Here is a 14987-nt window from a genome sequence, read left to right on the forward strand (position 1 = left end):
AAAAATTTTAGCGGCTAAAATTTCTGATGGCGTTCCTCGACTCTGTTTTCTGTTTAACCCGAACGTACGGCCTATCATGAGCGTCTAACATATCCAATTAAAGTGGGTGTTCGATGATAATATGGCGCTAGAGATTTCACGCGCCATAGGAGGTTTGCACTAAGCCTACCTACTCGATGAATATGCGATTGACCAATTACGCCCGTCTCGAACCTAAATTAGATTGTCCCGCGCCGAGACCGATTTTGCGCCGATAAGGTAGGCTTCGTCCCGAACAGAGTTTGATTGAGCGAACCCGCGTAAGATAACAATCAAACCACTGCGGTGTTAGCGTGCGGAAGTTCTATTACCGGCGCACTCGATAGCTCCCTGCATTTTTACGGGGCTGACGTTTTTATTCGGCATCGAGTCGTTGTCGTTAGCTCGCAAAGATCTTCAATTGGCATGAACGTGGGTGCTGTTGGCCAAGGTTCTATCATAAGAGCCGGGAATGTATTTCGATCAATACTTGCGACGACTTGGAGAAAAATTCAACACTGAATTGCCAAACGGTTCAGTGTTCCTTACAACCGCGAATCATGGCGAAATTGTCTCCATCAAAATCCGTCGCGGGCAGCACGCTTTCCATGAGGAAGCGCGCCCAGCGTCAGGACGCGGAAGGATACAAGCGCCTAACGATTGCCCTCTCTTCGCGCGCTGTTGAGGTCGTGGAAGGGGTCAAAAGCAAGCACGGTCTTAGCTCGCGAGAGGCCGCGCTGAATGCGATCCTAGAACGGATCGGCGACGATATGATTCTACGACAGGAGTTTCTGGCCGTGAGCACATAAACGAATGCCCGGCACGAGGCCGGGCACCCTGAAATTGTTATGTGGCAGCGTCGCCAAACGCTGACAGGTCAGTTCAACAACCTCCACATAGCTGTTTCTGAGCTTCGGTTCAAGGGAGCGCGCTTCGCGCCACGCATAAGTTTTGCCTGCTGAACGGCCCTTTCGCACCAGAAGGGGACGAATAATGCTGACACTTACGCATACGACTTTGCCATCGATCGGCGATCTTGCCGCCCAGCTACTCGGCCGGGCGCGTGGCGACGTGCGCCAACGAGGCGGGCTGCACGTCACCAAGCAGCCGGTTCACGGGGGGAGCAAGGAGGCTGGCAGTTACCACGAGGAGGCTTTTTTCGGGAAACTGGACGACACCATGCGGCGGGCTTGTCGCCGGGCTGTGAAAGAAGCTTTTGAGAAGGGTCGTAAGGCGCTTGTCGAAGCACGCCGCTTGCGTCGCGAGCTTACGCGGCTTGAGGCATTGTGCGCCCGCATCACCGCTGGCACGATCCGGGTCTATGAAGCCCTGCTACGCATGGAAAAGCGATTTAGGGGGCGTGTTTTCCCGTCCTACGAATTGATTGCGGAATGGGCTGTAGTGTCTCGCTCGACTGTTCACCGGGCGCTTGAGGCGCTTGAGGAGATCGGCTTGCTCGCGCGGCTTCGCCGTTACGTCCAGACCAAAGACAAAAAGGTTGGCGCGCGGTCGGAGCAAACCTCCAACGCGTACCGCTTGGAGTTGCCTGCAATCCTGCGTGATTTGATCGAGCGACGGTTCCGCCCTGCCCCCATGGCCCAGGACGAAGCCCAGCGGCATCACGAGCGACTAGCAGACCACGCCGACATGCTTAGCAAGCTGTCCAAGGCGGACTACCTCAGGGCAACCCACTCAGATCCAGAGACAGCACGGGTGCTGATCCGCCTTTTGGAAGGCATCGAAAAGCGCGACGGTCTTGTTGCGTAGCCGTGAGTGTCATGACGAAACTGAAACTCCCCGGAAGTTTATTATCTTAGTGTGATGTGGAATTGCCCTAGTCGGGCAACACGCTTCGAAGATGATTAAACGCCATAGGAAGGTCGGAGCTTAGCTCTCCTGTTCAGTCGGTATCGCTCGCGGTTCCGGTGCTGATCACCTTTGCCGATCGACTGCAGCATAGACGCCAACGACTATGTTGCCGGCGAGCAACAATTTTAGCCGCTAAAATAAATACCCCCGAATCTGATCTATTTCCGATTGTAAGGAAGCGAAAAAGTAACGATTGCGCCTCCAAAGCTTGACAAACACTTGACAAAACCCGCCGCGCATCCGATATATCCGCTGTGGCCGGGCGCTTATGCCATGGTCCGAACCGGAGTTTTCCGATGAAACTGCCTTCTAAGATCGTGGCTACCGTTGTTCCCGAGGGTGAGCGTTTGTCCGTCCTCCCCGATATTTTTGGGTTCGCCCAGATGCTCCGCGCCGAGGCGCTGGCCTATGGCTGGATGAGCAAGCTATCGATCGACTATACCGGCGGGTACTGGCACTATTACAAGCTGGATAACGGCGGGTTCTACATGGCCCCCGACATAGATACGCCCATGCGGATTTCGTGTGACGGCAACGGTTGGGAGGCTATCGTTAGCGCCGACGTCGCGGGGATGATCGCTACCCTCTTTATGATCGGTCAACTTTGCCACGAGCTTCAAACCGAAGCGATGGCTGAGGCATATCATGCGCTCCTCGATTTCGGGACCGAGCACGCCGAACAGGCCGCAATCCTGAATCTCGTTGACTGATAGACCGGGCCGGGGCGCTGTCCCCGGCCTCACCGGATGAGGAGGCCCATATGGCCCGCCGCGCTGTCCGCGATCCGCGACACATTCATACGCCAAAGATCATCGGCTACCAGCCCGACCTATTTGCCGGGCCAACCGTGGCCCATGAGGTTCCGCGCCGGCCGATAGGCCGCGATGCGTTCCGCCAGCTTCTCGTTTGGGCTCGTACCGACACCCTTGGCGATCGGGAGGATTGAGTCATGACGGCCATTGATTGTCGCAGCCAGGGCGACCGTATTTCGTCGGAGGAATTGGAGGAGCTGCTGGCGATCGTTCGCGCTCCCCCGGCCGAGCCGGTGCTAACTGAGGACGGGCGTTGGCGTAAAGAGTACCGCGAGGCGCAGGCCCGCACGCGGATCGCGGGCGTGCAGCACGACCTTTTCGGAGGGCCGGCCAAGACTCATTATCACCGGCATCACCAGCAGGCAGAGTTTCAGCGTCCCGCGATCGAGAAGATCTACGCGAAGATGAAGCGGATCGCTGGCAATGCGACTGCGACGTTCGGACCAGAGCGCGCCGATCGGCCGACATACCTCTTTCCCGAGGAGCGCGAGGCAGTCATCCGCGGCGCTGCCAACTGGCTCCGTCTAGGCCAGCGCGTTCAGATCGATGACGGCCCCGGCGCCGTCGATCCTGCCTATGGAGGCTATCGCTGGATTGGTCGCGAAGGCGTCGTCTACCGGCTTTGCAGTCCCGTCTTTGCCGAGCGCGTCTATGTCTTCCTTGATCCCGTGGGCGGGGAGCGTGCAGAAAAGGTCGCGTTCGTAGAGTTACGGGACTTGGAGCCGATCGCAAAATGACCCGGCCTGTTCATCTTGTCGCGTGCGTCGGGCAAAAGCTCCCTCACGGGGCACGCGCGGGCCACCTGTATCAATCCGATTGGTTCAGGAAAGCACGGACCTATGCGATGATGCAGGGCGGACGTTGGTTCATCCTGTCCGCACTGCATGGCCTCGTGTCCCCTGCCCGCGTCATCGAGCCCTACAACGTCACCCTTAGCGATATGGGAGCCGCAGAGCGTCGGGCGTGGGGTGAGCGCGTCAGCGCGCAGCTTGCCGATCATATCGGCCCGCGTACCCCTGTCGTCATCCTAGCCGGCCGACTGTATCGAGATCCGCTGACAGTTTGGGCTGGATCGCGATCGATCGTGCCGATGGAGGGCATGGGGATCGGACAGCAAAAGGCTTGGCTTGCACGCCAGATCAGTGAGGCACGCGAGCGCGAGGCGAACGCCGCTCAACTCGACCTGTTTCATGACAGTCCATGGACGAATGCCTGACAGGAGGACCGATGCAAAAGACCCGCAACATAGAGCCCCGTTTGCGACGGGCGCGCTTACTGGCAGCAAGACAGCATCCCTTTTGGGCGATACCACGTAGGGCTATCCTTGCCGGGCATTACGATGCCGGGACAAAGGTTCGGGACCATCTAACCGAGCACGACGCCCGCCTTTGGGCGGTCGCACGCGGTTATAGCGAGGATGAAACGCCATGAGTGAGCAGCGTGACGATCGATAGTATCCGCCCCGAATGCCTGCGCCCAGCCGATGACGGTTGGGAGCCGCCTACGGCAGATGAGGTAAGAGCTATCATCAGTGCGACCGGCTTGAGCGGCAGCGGCGTGGCGCGGTTCCTTGGCATCAGCAGCAAGGGTTCTAGGGTCATACGCAGATGGGCCGGAGGCGAGGATCAGATACCCTATTCGGCATGGGCTTTGCTATGCGACAGGGCCGGCTATCATCGAATTTGGGACAGCCAAAAAGAGCAGAATTTTAGCGGCTAAAATTGTGCTATCGCCCTTGACGGGGCTTGACAGTAAGCACCATACAAACGATATATCAGTTGTGGCCGGGCACTTTGCCAAGGTCCGAACCGGAGATTTCCGATGGGTGACGTACTAAGATTCCCGATCACGCCGCGCCAGCCAGCCATTGTGCGCCAGCCTGTTCGTGTTGCAATCGCAGACCCCCCAGCCCCGACGTGGAGCCCGATAGTGGACACAATCATCGCTATCGTTTGGGGTATCACCGCCCTTAGCTGGATCGTCTTACGGTTCATCATCCCAGTCGTCGTGTTCTGGCAGTTCCTTCGCATGATTTGGTTTTGGGATACCCCCAGCGTTCATGCCGGCTGGCAGTTTCTGGCCTACTTCGCCGGCTACACCGCCCTTTACTATTTCGTGGCGGTCTACCGACCCAAGTCGATGCGCGACGATGCCAACCGTGGAGGCCGAAATGTCCGCAAATAAGCTACTTACCAGCGATCAGTTCGAGCGCGCCGTCGCGGGCCTCACGATCGCCGATCGTCCGGTTGCCATGGCGCGGAAGGTGCTCGTTGAAGGTATGAGCCAAGCCGATTGTGCCCGCGCTCTTGGCGTGTCGCGCAATGCCGTGTCGCTGGCGGTTAATCGCGTTCGTGACGCCCATGACGAGGTTCCTGCAGGCTTCGAGCGGGTGACGGCCATCCTTCCGCTGCATCAGGCGTCCGTGGTCAAAAGCTGGACCGAACAGAGCAGCCTCAAATGGAAGGTCGCATGATGAAAACGCTTGTGATCGCAAACCAAAAGGGCGGCGTCGGTAAGACCTCTACCCTAGTCCATCTGGCGTACTATTTCGCCGATCAGGGCCTAAAGACCGCCGTCATCGACTTGGATACGCAGGCCAACGCCAGCTTCACCCTTGGCGCGTTCAAATCCGGCACCGTTGCCAGCAGCTTGTTCAAGAACATGGCACGGTTTGACCTGGCACCCATCGACAACATGGCTGTGATCGAGGCTGACCCCCCGCTTGCCAACCTTGAGAAGATGAAGTTGGAGGATGCCGCGCCGGCCTTCCGTGCCAGCATCGGCCGTATCGAGGCGAACGGTTTTGACGTGTGCCTGATCGACACGGCCCCGTCCCTTGGTATCGCTATGGTATCGGCTTTGTTGGCGGCCGATTACGTCGCATCGCCGATCGAGCTTGAGGTTTACGCCTTGCAGGGCGTGAAAAAGATGAACGCAACAATCGCTGGCATTAAGCAGCAGGCCAATCCTAAGCTCGAATTCCTTGGCATGATTCCGAGCAAGGTGGACGGTCGCAATCCGCGCCACACGCTCCACCTTGCCGAGCTTACCGCTGCCTTCCCTACCTTGATTATGCCCACGCCGATCGGCAACCGGAGCAGCATCGCAGACGCGCTCGCGTCGCATTGCCCGGTTTGGGAAATCCGCAAAACTTCCGCCCGTGTGGCGGCTAAGGAAATGCTCGCGATGGCGAAGCATATCCATGACAAGATGGAGATCGCATGATGGCCGACCAGACCGACGACCAGAAGCCGGCAGCTAAGCCCGCCAAGCCTGCCCGCAGGAAGCCCGTAGACGCACAGCAGGGCTCGGGGCTTGGCATCGCAGGGTTGGGCGACCTGTCGGGCCTCCTAAGCGATCCTACGCCTTCCAGCGACAACGGGGCGCCCGTTTCCGGCAAAGCGGCCGAGCTTCCTATGGATTTGATCGAGGAAGATCCGCATCAGCCCCGCACGCATTTCGATCAGGCATCGCTTGAGGAAATGGCCGGCACGATCGCGCTTCGCGGCGTGAAGACGCCGATATCGGTTCGCCCGCATCCGGATCACGATGGCCGGTTCATCATCAACCACGGCGCACGCCGGTTCAGGGCTTCCGGCATTGCCGGCAAAACGATGATCCCCGCGTTCGTGGACGGCGATTACACCGAGTCCGATCAGGTCATTGAGAACCTGCAGCGCGACGCGCTGACAGCTCGCGAGATCGCAGAGTACATCGGCCGCGAACTGGCGAAGAAGGTCAAGAAAGGCGACATCGCCAAGCAGATCGGCAAGTCCAATGCCTACGTCACCCAGCACGCCGCATTGCTGGATTTGCCCGACCCGATCGCCGAGATTTTCCAGTCGGAGCGTTGCCGCGACGTAACGCTGATTAACGAACTGGTCGGGCTCTACAAAAAGCATCCCGATGGCGTCACCGATTGGCTTGCCGACGAGGAGCAGGAGATCACGCGCGGGACTGTCCGTTTGCTCAAAGAGTTTCTGACCTCCGGCGGTATCGACGACAACGAAGGCGGCAGCGGCGAAGGGGAGGGCGATCAAGATCCGGAGCCGCCCGTGACAAAGGAGAAGGAGGAAAAGGAGGCCGACCCCGACAAGCTGAAAAAGGCGATCGTCATCGTTCAGCATACCGGACGGCCCGGCCGCCTGTTGCTCAATCGCCGGCCATCGAACGAAGGAGCGTCGTGGTTGAAGTACGATGACGACGGTAGCGAGTTCGAGGCCGATCTAACCGACGTGCGATTGGTGTCTGTAATCGAGGGTTGAGCCCGCGCTCCTTATTGGCGTTCAACAGAGGCCCTGCGAAAGCGGGGCCTTTTCCTTTTGTACCAACGGATATAGTCTTGGCAGGAATTTTAGCGGCTAAAATTGGAGGGTCTAATGCCCGCAGCATTTTCGTCCGACAGTCTCAAAATTCCGACTGTTGCGGACGGTAGCGGCGATCCGCAAGCGGATGCCGATCGTCTGCTAGATCAGGCCCACCAGATCGAAATTCAGGAATCCGCCGCCCCGTTTATCGCCACGACCGCCGAGGCTTACAACGCGGCCCTCGCCGAAATTGTCGAGGAGAAGCAGGATCAGGCGAACCAGATCGAAGACCGGTTAGAGAACATGGTCGAGACGCAAGGTGCGCGGTTGCAGCAGATCCAGTCGCAAGCGCCCGGTATGCTCGCAATGCCGGGCGTAAAGGCCCGTTATCAGGCTCAGGTCGCGCAGGCACAGGCCACCATGCAACGGCTACAGAGCCGGCTCGAAATGGTCCGAGAGATCAGGGACGGCATCCATGTCCAAGGGACGCGGATCGAGAACATGGCGGCGCTCAAGCTCGAACATCGAGAGCCCCAACTGTCCGACGATTTTACGCAGATGCAGGAAGCGCGCCGGCTTCACGAATTGCATACCCGCGCCGAGCGGGAGAAGAAGGATCGGACGGAGCATCAAGGCTTGTCCCATAGTGGGGGGCTGACACAGCGTAAGAGCACGACCGGCGATCGGGATGCCGGCCGAGCTTAGCAGAAACGGCCCTCAGTGAATGAGGGCCGCAACTAGTACGATCACTGCGGCAACGATTGTCAGCGTCGAGGCCAACAGGTTCCGATTGGCAATTTTAACACCGTCCGCGAGCGGTTTCCCAAGGCCCTTGCTAACCTCCGTGGCGACCTCCTGGACGAGTTTCTTGGCACCTTCGGCCATGCGTGCCTTCATCGATGCTTCCGCCGCTTCTAGGGCCGCGTTGAGGATCGATTCCGCTTTGGCGTTTATGTCGGTCCCCCAGCGATCCGACATTTCCTCAAGCTCGGATTTGAAGGCTTGGAGTTGGGTTTGTTGAGCGTCGGCGCTTTCGCCCAGCAGCATCGTATTTATGGTTTGCAGAATGAGAAGCGGATCGTCCGGTGACAAGGCAACCCCGTGTTTGGTCGCAATCTCAGCGATCAGCGCGCGGATCTTTTCATGCTCAGCCATCAGATGATCGCCGCTTTCGAGAGTTCGCCGAAGATAGAATCTCGCATCCGGCCGAGCCGATGACGCTGCATCAGAGGTAGCGTCGGATTTTCGATCGCTTCCGCGAAGGTCTTACGGTCGGCGAGCATGTCGCGCATATCAGCGCCAAACGTCTCGCGCTTGAGATCCGGGAGGGTAACGATCGCCGCAACGCGATCCTTGTTGTCACGGTAGACCTTCATTTGCTCAAACCCTTTGCCCTCGTGTTCAATCGGGCCGTGGTAGGGATTGAGCCATGCGACGATCGCGGCCGGAGCGGGGAAGGCATCCGTGATCGAGGCAAAGCCGGCAATGGTATCGGTCATCGATTGCCCGCCCACGACGAGCGTATGCAAGACGAGTTGGTGGTTGAGGCTCGCGATCACTTCTGCCGCATCGCTATCGAACATGTAGGCAGAGAGCGGCTGATAGGTGCTCGCTCCGCTATCGATAACAACGTCGTCCTTTGTTCCGGCGACTAGTTCCATCATCGCATCGAAGTTGCGCGGGTTGATATCCCCGTTTTCGAGCAATGCGATCTTCTTGACGTTGAACGCCTTGAAGCCGGCGAACGTGGCGTTGGTAGGATCGGTGTCGATGCACAGGGGCGTCTCACCACGCGAGATCAGGAATTGCGCGAGCATCGAGGCGGCGAGCGACTTGCCGACGCCACCTTTGCCTTGGAGAACGATATGGACGTTGCTCACAGGTAATCCTTCATGTCGGGCGATTCCGGGTGATGGAACCGCTTAGGGCGAGGGCGCGGCTCCGGCGCTGGTGCGTCATCTGCCGCGGTCGGTTGAACCGGAGGTGGAGGAGAAGCAGCTGGGGGAGGCGCTTGAACCGGATCGGCAATCGAGACGGCCAAAGCGGGCTTCCGGATCAGGTCGCGAACATACTTGGCGAACCAGACGTAGCTGAAATCGATGCGGCCCTCCTCGACCAGCGCCTCCCATATCTGACTGACCGGCCAGCCATCATCCAAAGCCGCTTGAACATCAGGTTTTGCAGAGAGGAACGCAGCCCGGTTGCGTCCACCAGCAGCGGCCTTTGATCGGGCCGCACGATCCCGCAGGCGTTCCACGAACGGCTTGGGGGGTGTGTCTGTCATTCAATGCGTGCCTTTAGTCCTCAGTTTAGAAACTGTTTAGAATCCGGATAGAAACCCGACGCCATCAGAGCAGAAGCGTTTAGGAAGCTGGAAAATCGCACAGAAGGGGATGGATTGCCACCCTGAACAACGGATAAAGTCGTTGTAAACGCGCTCTACACGGATCATATCTGGCGTCTAAACGTCGAAGACAGGGCAGGATAGGTGAAGTTAGCTAACCCGCGAGCGGGCCATCTAACTTCACATCACCTTATTCGCAGCGGGGCTGCTCAACGGTGATCCTGCTCTACGAGGTCGAACGGCTACCGCCGTTGAGGAGAACGCCATGGTTCAACGCGACGAAAAAGAGGGCGAGGCAGGCGGGGAAACCCGCCGTCGCAGCCGTCATCTTCGCGTCCCCGTGACGGAGGAGGAGGGGCAGCAGATTGAAGAATTGGCACAGCAAACGGGTTTGTCGATCGCGGCCTATCTACGCCTTGTAGGGCTAGGTCATCAGCCCCGCAGCGCGATCGATAGTCAGCAGGCGCGCGAGCTTGTCCGTGTGAATGGAGATCTAGGCCGGCTTGGAGGTCTGTTGAAGCTTTGGCTAACCGACGACGCCAAGCTGGACGAGTTCAAGCCGGAGCGGATGACGCGGATCATCCGGGGCGTCCTGGAGAAGATCGAGGCCAATCAGGAGGAGCTTCGGGCGGTCGTCAAAACCGTGCTTCGCGCCAAATGAAAATTTTAGCCGCTAAAATTTTGGGTCTGTGTCGATGATCGCGAAGCACGTCCCGATGAAGGTTACGCGCAAAAGCGATTTTGGCGGATTGGTTCGCTACATCACTAGCGCGCAGGGGCGTGACGAGCGTGTTGGCACCGTCACCGTGACGAATTGCGGATCGGACGACCCGCTAGATGCCGCCGATGACGTAATGCTGGTGCAGCAGGGGAACACGCGGTCCAATGCGGACAAGACCTATCACCTGATTATCTCATTCCGGCCGGGGGAAGCTCCTTCCCCGGAAGCCTTGCGACAGATCGAGGAGCGAATTTGCGCCGGGCTTGGGTACGGCGAACATCAGCGTATCAGCGCCGCCCATCACGACACCGACAATGTCCACCTTCATATCGCGATCAACAAGGTTCACCCGCAGCGCAACACCGTCCACGCGCCGTTGCGTGATTATCGAACGCTTGCCGAGCTATGCGACAAGCTCGAAATTGAGTTCAGCCTTGAGCGCGACAACCATCAGGCCCAGAAGCGGGGAGGGGAAGGTCGCGCGGCCGATATGGAGCAGGCCGGCGGTATCGAGAGTCTGATCGGTTGGGTGCAGCGGAATTGCGCCGACGAGATCAAGGCGGCGGATAGCTGGCAGGCATTGCACGCCACGATGGCAGCCAACGGGTTGACCATGCACCCGCAAGGCAATGGCCTTGTCGTCACGGCTGAAAGCGGAACGTCCATTAAGGCCAGTTCGATAGCACGCGACCTGTCCAAAAAGGCGCTTGAGGATCGTCTAGGACCATTTGTGGCGGCCGATGGCTTGAGGGTCCAGCCAGTCGCCAAGCGCGCATATGAGCCCCGTCCTATGGCTTCCCGCGTCAACACCGCCGAGTTGTTTGCCCGGTATCAGGACCAGCAAAAGAACCGCAGCGCCGCACGAAGCGTTGACCTCGCAGCAGCAGCAGCCAAACGCGCCGCAGGCGTGGAGGCCGTTAAGCGGGCGGGCCGGCTCCGCAGGGCGACAATCAAGGTAACGGGCGGCAGCGGCATGGTCCGCAAGGTGAATTATGCGCTGGCGTCACGCGCCACCAAACAGGCGCTCGACAAGATCACCGCCGCCTATGCTCGCGAGCGGGAGCGCATCAATCAGCGTAATAGCCGGAAGGGCTGGCATGACTGGTTGCAGGAGCAAGCGAAGACCGGGAATGCAGAAGCGTTAGCGGCGCTCCGTGCCCGTGAGGGCAACCGACACAAAGCCGGCAATGCGGTGAAGGCGACCCCGGCGACCGTGCCGGCCACCGCGAGTGTTACGAAGCCCGATCACATCACGAAGCGCGGAACGATAATTTACAGCACCCCCGGAGCCGCCATCCGTGACGATGGCGATCGGCTCCACGTTTCGCGGGGCGCAGAGATCGAGGGCATCACAGCAGCGCTCAGGATCGCCCGCGATCGATACGGCGAGGAGCTTTCGATCACAGGAACGGCCGAGTTCAAGGAGCGTGTCGCACAGGCCGCGGCCAAAGCGGCGTTGCCAGTCCGATTTGAAGATCCCGAGCTTGAGCGCAAGCGACAGGCGCTTGTGACCAATCAACAACAGCAGGAGGCCACCGATGGTAGAGAAGACCTTGGAGGAGGAGATCGAGGAGGCGATGCGCGCCGTGGACGGGAGCGGGCCACCGGAGCCCCCGGCCAGCCCGATACCGGCTCAGTCAACGTCGGCAGAGCCCCGGCGAGCGGCACAGGAAGCCGAGGAGCCGGCGCTGGCACAGGACAGCCAGGTATCGCCCGAGGCGGTGACGGACGGGCCGTATTTGACGGAAGAGGCGGACCAGCGCGTCCCCGCAGAGCCGGAGGAACCCGAGGGCGTACAGGCGGGAAGCCGAACCTTAGCCGGATTGGACGAAACCCGCCTCCCCAAGCCAGAAATCGCGTGCGGCACCTGTCCGAACTCAGTGTGGTTCGCGACGCCGAACGATCTTCACTGTTATTGCCGCGTAATGTTCGTCCATACATGGACGGCCAAGAAGCCGGGCGAGATCGTCTCTTGCGATGGGATGTTTCTCGGACAGGATTGACGCCGATCCAGATCGGCGCGGCTGATAAATACATCGCCGAGCGCGAGGCGAAACGGCAAATAGGAATGGATATACCGAAACACCGGCCTTTCGAGGCGGGCGAGGATTCGCTATCCTACGCCGGTACGAGGGAGATTGAGGGCACGAAATTAGCCCTGTTGAAACGCGGCAACGAAATCATGGTGCTGCCGATCGACGCTACCAGTGCGGCAAGAGCCGCCCGGCTGGCGATCGGAGATCGCATCGAGATCGGAACCGATGGCACCGTGAAAAGCAGAGGACGCAGCCGATGAACGATCCAGACCAGCCGGTAAACTCAATCTCCGCACCCACGAGCAGCGGCAAGGGAACGGGACTCATCATCCCCGATCTACTGCGATTAGAAACGGGGATTGTCGTCTTGGATCTTCGGGCGGACCTATCTCGGTTCTACCAGCCCGGCGGTGACGCATGAAAAAGCGTAACAACAATGTTGGCCCACAGGTTCGCAACCGGGGCAGGACAACAGGGCAGGGTGCGACAAAGGCTTTGCTCGCAGCGTTGATGCTGTTCTTTTTTGCAGCCGGTTTCGTCGGCGCGACGCAGACCTTCGCACATTTGATGGCGTATCAGGCGACCTTGGGGCCGAACTGGAATCACGTCTACGCGCCATGGCGGATCGTGCAGTGGTTCACGCACTGGCAGAAGGTGCCGAGCCTCGCGCCGTATTTCACGAAATCGATGGGCGTCGGAATGCTGATCGCCGGGGGCGGCATCCTTGTCACAGCCATCGTGAAGATCGCGAAGTCGAAGAAGGGCAAGGGCAACGAGTTCCTGCACGGCTCCGCACGATGGGCTGATATCAACGACATTCGCGCCGCCAGCCTGATCGAGAATGATGGTGTCTATGTTGGCGCGTTCGAGGAGAAGAACGGCAAGGTTACGTATCTCCGTCACGCCGGCCCCGAGCACGTTCTAACCTATGCACCGACGCGATCCGGTAAGGGCGTTGGGCTGGTCATCCCGACGCTGCTTTCGTGGATGCACAGCGCCGTAATTGCCGATTTGAAGGGCGAGCTTTGGGCGTTGACCGCCGGCTGGCGGAAGAATCACGCGGGCCAGATCGTCATGCGGTTCGAGCCGGCATCGTCACGCGGCAGCGTCAGGTGGAACCCGCTGGACGAGATCCGCATCGGCACCGACAATGAGGTTGCAGACGTTCAGAACCTCGCAACGCTGATCGTTGATCCGGACGGTAAGGGGCTAGAAAGCCACTGGCAGAAAACGTCGCAGGCGTTGTTCGTGGGCGTCATATTGCACGCCATCTACAAGGCCAAGAATGGCGGCCCGGCCGCGACCATGAGCGCGGTCGATGGACTTCTGACCGATCCCGCCCGGCCGATTAAGGGCCTGTGGGAAGAAATGATGAGCTACGGTCATCTTCCCGGCGGGAAGAACCATACCGTTGTAGGGCGCGCGGCGCGCGACATGATGGATCGGCCGGAGGAAGAAGCCGGCTCCGTCCTTTCGACCGCCAAAAGCTATATCGAGCTTTACCGAGATCCCGTCGTCGCGGCGAACACGTCAACGTCCGACTTTTCCATTCGGGATTTGATGAACCATGACACGCCGGTAAGTCTCTACATCATCACCCAGCCGACCGATAAGGACCGTCTGAGGCCGCTTGTGCGGATCATGTTGAACATGATGGTTCGTATCCTCGCACCCAAGCAGGAGTTCGAGAACGGGCGCGCAAAGGCCAGCTACAAACACCGGATGCTGTTCATGATCGACGAGTTTCCCAGCTTGGGGAAACTGGAAATCATTCAGGGCAGCTTGGCGTTCGCAGCCGGTTACGGGCTCAAATTCTATCTTATCTGTCAGGATATCAACCAGCTTCGCAGCCGGGAAACGGGCTACGGCCATGACGAACTAATCACGTCGAACTGCCATGTCCAAAACGCCTATCCGCCCAACCGGCTTGAGACGGCAGAGCATCTATCGAAGATGACCGGGCAAACGACGATCCTGAAAGAGCAGGTCACGACGAGCAAGAATGCAGGCGGCGGGCTGTTTTCCGGGTCAACGTCGAAGACGATACAGGAGACACAGCGCGCCCTGTTGACCGCGGACGAATGCCTACGGATGCCGGGGCCGAGGAAGAATGCGAGCGGCGATATCGAGGAAGCGGGTGACATGCTCCTCTACATCACCGGCTATCCGATGGTTTACGGCAAGCAACCGCTGTATTTCAAAGATCCGACGTTCCTCGCTCGCGCCCAGGTGGCGGCACCCGACAAGAGCGACATTATCCGGAAGGCAAAGCCCGGCAGCGTCACCGCCCGCAATGACGACGACGACGAGGCCGCAGCGCCGATCAGGGTGAAGCTATGAAAAGGTCGAGCTACGCGCAGATCAGTCGCAACGTGGCATTCGGCATCGTCGGCTTTGCCGTTATCGCCGGATTGGCGACCGCGGCCATGGGTTTGCGCGTCAACGTGACGCGCAGCATCCCGTTGGGTTTCTACCGGACCACCGGCAGCGAGATCCACAAAGGCGATTACGTCATGTTCTGCCCGCCCGAGCGCGAGGTATTCCGGCTCGCACTTGAGCGGCGCTACATCGAGCCCGGTAGTTGCCCCGGAGGCAGCTATCCGATGATGAAGCGAATTTTAGCGGCTAAAATGGATCGGGTGCAGATCAGCGCGGCCGGTGTCGTCATCAACGGCGTTCCAGTCCCCAACAGCAAACCCCGGATACAGGATAGCGCACGGCGACCGCTTCCCCGGTTCACCGGAAACGGCACCGTTGGAGACGGCAATGTCATCGTCATGGGTGAAGCGCCCGTGTCGTTCGATAGCCGATATTTCGGGCCGATCCCACGCAAGCAGATCAGCAGCGTCATCCGCCCCGTAGTGACTTGGTAGGAGCCGA

The 14987-nt window shown here is 59.3% G+C and carries 19 protein-coding genes; 16 read left to right on the forward strand and 3 right to left on the reverse strand.

From position 1 onward, the window contains the following. Nucleotides 1–578: 578 nt before the first annotated feature. The 11 genes from ASE82_RS18355 (at nt 579) to ASE82_RS18400 (ending at nt 7711) form a co-directional block, all read left to right on the forward strand. Entirely contained in the window at nt 579–827 is a 249-nt protein-coding gene (locus ASE82_RS18355) for a hypothetical protein (protein WP_235524799.1), read from the forward strand. 184 nt (nt 828–1011) lie between these two features. After that, the gene (locus ASE82_RS18360) at nt 1012–1785 is read left to right on the forward strand and encodes a helix-turn-helix domain-containing protein (protein ID WP_056066846.1); all 774 of its coding nucleotides are present in this window, start codon (nt 1012–1014) and stop codon (nt 1783–1785) included. Between the two features lie 398 nt (nt 1786–2183). Further along, complete coding sequence (locus ASE82_RS18365; RefSeq protein ID WP_056066849.1) at nt 2184–2597, forward strand: antirestriction protein; 414 nt, start codon at nt 2184–2186, stop codon at nt 2595–2597. A 50-nt stretch (nt 2598–2647) separates the two neighbouring features. Further along, nucleotides 2648–2833, forward strand: a complete 186-nt coding sequence (locus tag ASE82_RS19615) for a hypothetical protein (RefSeq protein WP_156348968.1) — start codon at nt 2648–2650, stop codon at nt 2831–2833. Between the two features lie 3 nt (nt 2834–2836). After that, on the forward strand, nt 2837–3436 hold the full coding sequence (locus tag ASE82_RS18370) for a hypothetical protein (protein ID WP_056066851.1): 600 nt from the start codon (nt 2837–2839) through the stop codon (nt 3434–3436). Beyond that, nucleotides 3433–3915, forward strand: a complete 483-nt coding sequence (locus ASE82_RS18375; RefSeq protein WP_056066856.1) for a DUF6884 domain-containing protein — start codon at nt 3433–3435, stop codon at nt 3913–3915. Before ASE82_RS18370 ends, ASE82_RS18375 begins: the two co-directional genes overlap by 4 nt. 605 nt (nt 3916–4520) lie before the next feature. Beyond that, a complete protein-coding gene (gene kleE / locus ASE82_RS19740) occupies nt 4521–4883 on the forward strand; it encodes a KleE stable inheritance protein (protein ID WP_056066860.1) in 363 nt (120 codons plus the stop codon). Beyond that, nucleotides 4870–5172 (forward strand): TrfB-related DNA-binding protein, encoded by a 303-nt coding sequence (locus ASE82_RS18385; RefSeq protein WP_056066867.1) that lies wholly within the window; start codon nt 4870–4872, stop codon nt 5170–5172. Before kleE ends, ASE82_RS18385 begins: the two co-directional genes overlap by 14 nt. Beyond that, nucleotides 5169–5924, forward strand: coding sequence for a ParA family protein (locus ASE82_RS18390; RefSeq protein WP_235524801.1), 756 nt, complete (start codon nt 5169–5171; stop codon nt 5922–5924). The genes ASE82_RS18385 and ASE82_RS18390 overlap by 4 nt, the downstream gene beginning before the upstream one ends. Beyond that, nucleotides 5924–6964: a ParB/RepB/Spo0J family partition protein gene (locus ASE82_RS18395; protein WP_056066878.1), complete on the forward strand. Its 1041-nt coding sequence runs from the start codon at nt 5924–5926 to the stop codon at nt 6962–6964. The genes ASE82_RS18390 and ASE82_RS18395 overlap by 1 nt, the downstream gene beginning before the upstream one ends. A 114-nt stretch (nt 6965–7078) precedes the next feature. Further along, nucleotides 7079–7711, forward strand: a complete 633-nt coding sequence (locus tag ASE82_RS18400; protein WP_056066882.1) for an IncP plasmid survival protein KfrC family protein — start codon at nt 7079–7081, stop codon at nt 7709–7711. Between the two features lie 12 nt (nt 7712–7723). Here ASE82_RS18400 and ASE82_RS18405 read toward each other — a convergent pair whose 3' ends face one another. Genes ASE82_RS18405 through ASE82_RS19620 form a run of 3 tightly spaced genes read right to left on the reverse strand, consistent with a single transcriptional unit; the run spans nt 7724 to nt 9290 of the window. Continuing rightward, entirely contained in the window at nt 7724–8161 is a 438-nt protein-coding gene (locus ASE82_RS18405; RefSeq protein WP_056066885.1) for a conjugal transfer protein TraM, read from the reverse strand. Beyond that, on the reverse strand, nt 8161–8886 hold the full coding sequence (locus ASE82_RS18410; RefSeq protein WP_056066887.1) for a nucleotide-binding protein: 726 nt from the start codon (nt 8884–8886) through the stop codon (nt 8161–8163). The genes ASE82_RS18405 and ASE82_RS18410 overlap by 1 nt, the downstream gene beginning before the upstream one ends. Beyond that, a complete protein-coding gene (locus ASE82_RS19620) occupies nt 8883–9290 on the reverse strand; it encodes a TraK family protein (RefSeq protein ID WP_156348969.1) in 408 nt (135 codons plus the stop codon). Before ASE82_RS19620 ends, ASE82_RS18410 begins: the two co-directional genes overlap by 4 nt. Before the next feature lie 325 nt (nt 9291–9615). Between ASE82_RS19620 and traJ the strand changes: the two genes are divergently transcribed. The 5 genes from traJ to traF are packed head-to-tail and all read left to right on the forward strand — an operon-like array spanning nt 9616 to nt 14980. Further along, the gene (traJ, locus tag ASE82_RS18420; RefSeq protein WP_056066893.1) at nt 9616–10011 is read left to right on the forward strand and encodes a conjugal transfer transcriptional regulator TraJ; all 396 of its coding nucleotides are present in this window, start codon (nt 9616–9618) and stop codon (nt 10009–10011) included. Between the two features lie 34 nt (nt 10012–10045). Beyond that, entirely contained in the window at nt 10046–12367 is a 2322-nt protein-coding gene (gene traI / locus ASE82_RS18425; protein WP_056066896.1) for a TraI/MobA(P) family conjugative relaxase, read from the forward strand. Then, entirely contained in the window at nt 12364–12528 is a 165-nt protein-coding gene (locus ASE82_RS20425; protein ID WP_156348970.1) for a type IV secretory system conjugative DNA transfer family protein, read from the forward strand. The genes traI and ASE82_RS20425 overlap by 4 nt, the downstream gene beginning before the upstream one ends. After that, the gene (locus ASE82_RS18430) at nt 12525–14447 is read left to right on the forward strand and encodes a type IV secretory system conjugative DNA transfer family protein (protein ID WP_056066899.1); all 1923 of its coding nucleotides are present in this window, start codon (nt 12525–12527) and stop codon (nt 14445–14447) included. Before ASE82_RS20425 ends, ASE82_RS18430 begins: the two co-directional genes overlap by 4 nt. Further along, nucleotides 14444–14980 carry a conjugative transfer signal peptidase TraF gene (traF, locus tag ASE82_RS18435; RefSeq protein ID WP_056066901.1) on the forward strand — a complete coding sequence of 179 codons (537 nt, stop codon included), beginning with the start codon at nt 14444–14446 and terminating at the stop codon, nt 14978–14980. The genes ASE82_RS18430 and traF overlap by 4 nt, the downstream gene beginning before the upstream one ends. Nucleotides 14981–14987: the final 7 nt, after the last annotated feature.

The organism is Sphingomonas sp. Leaf230, from assembly GCF_001421745.1.
In the GTDB taxonomy this organism is placed as follows: Bacteria; Pseudomonadota; Alphaproteobacteria; order Sphingomonadales; family Sphingomonadaceae; genus Sphingomonas.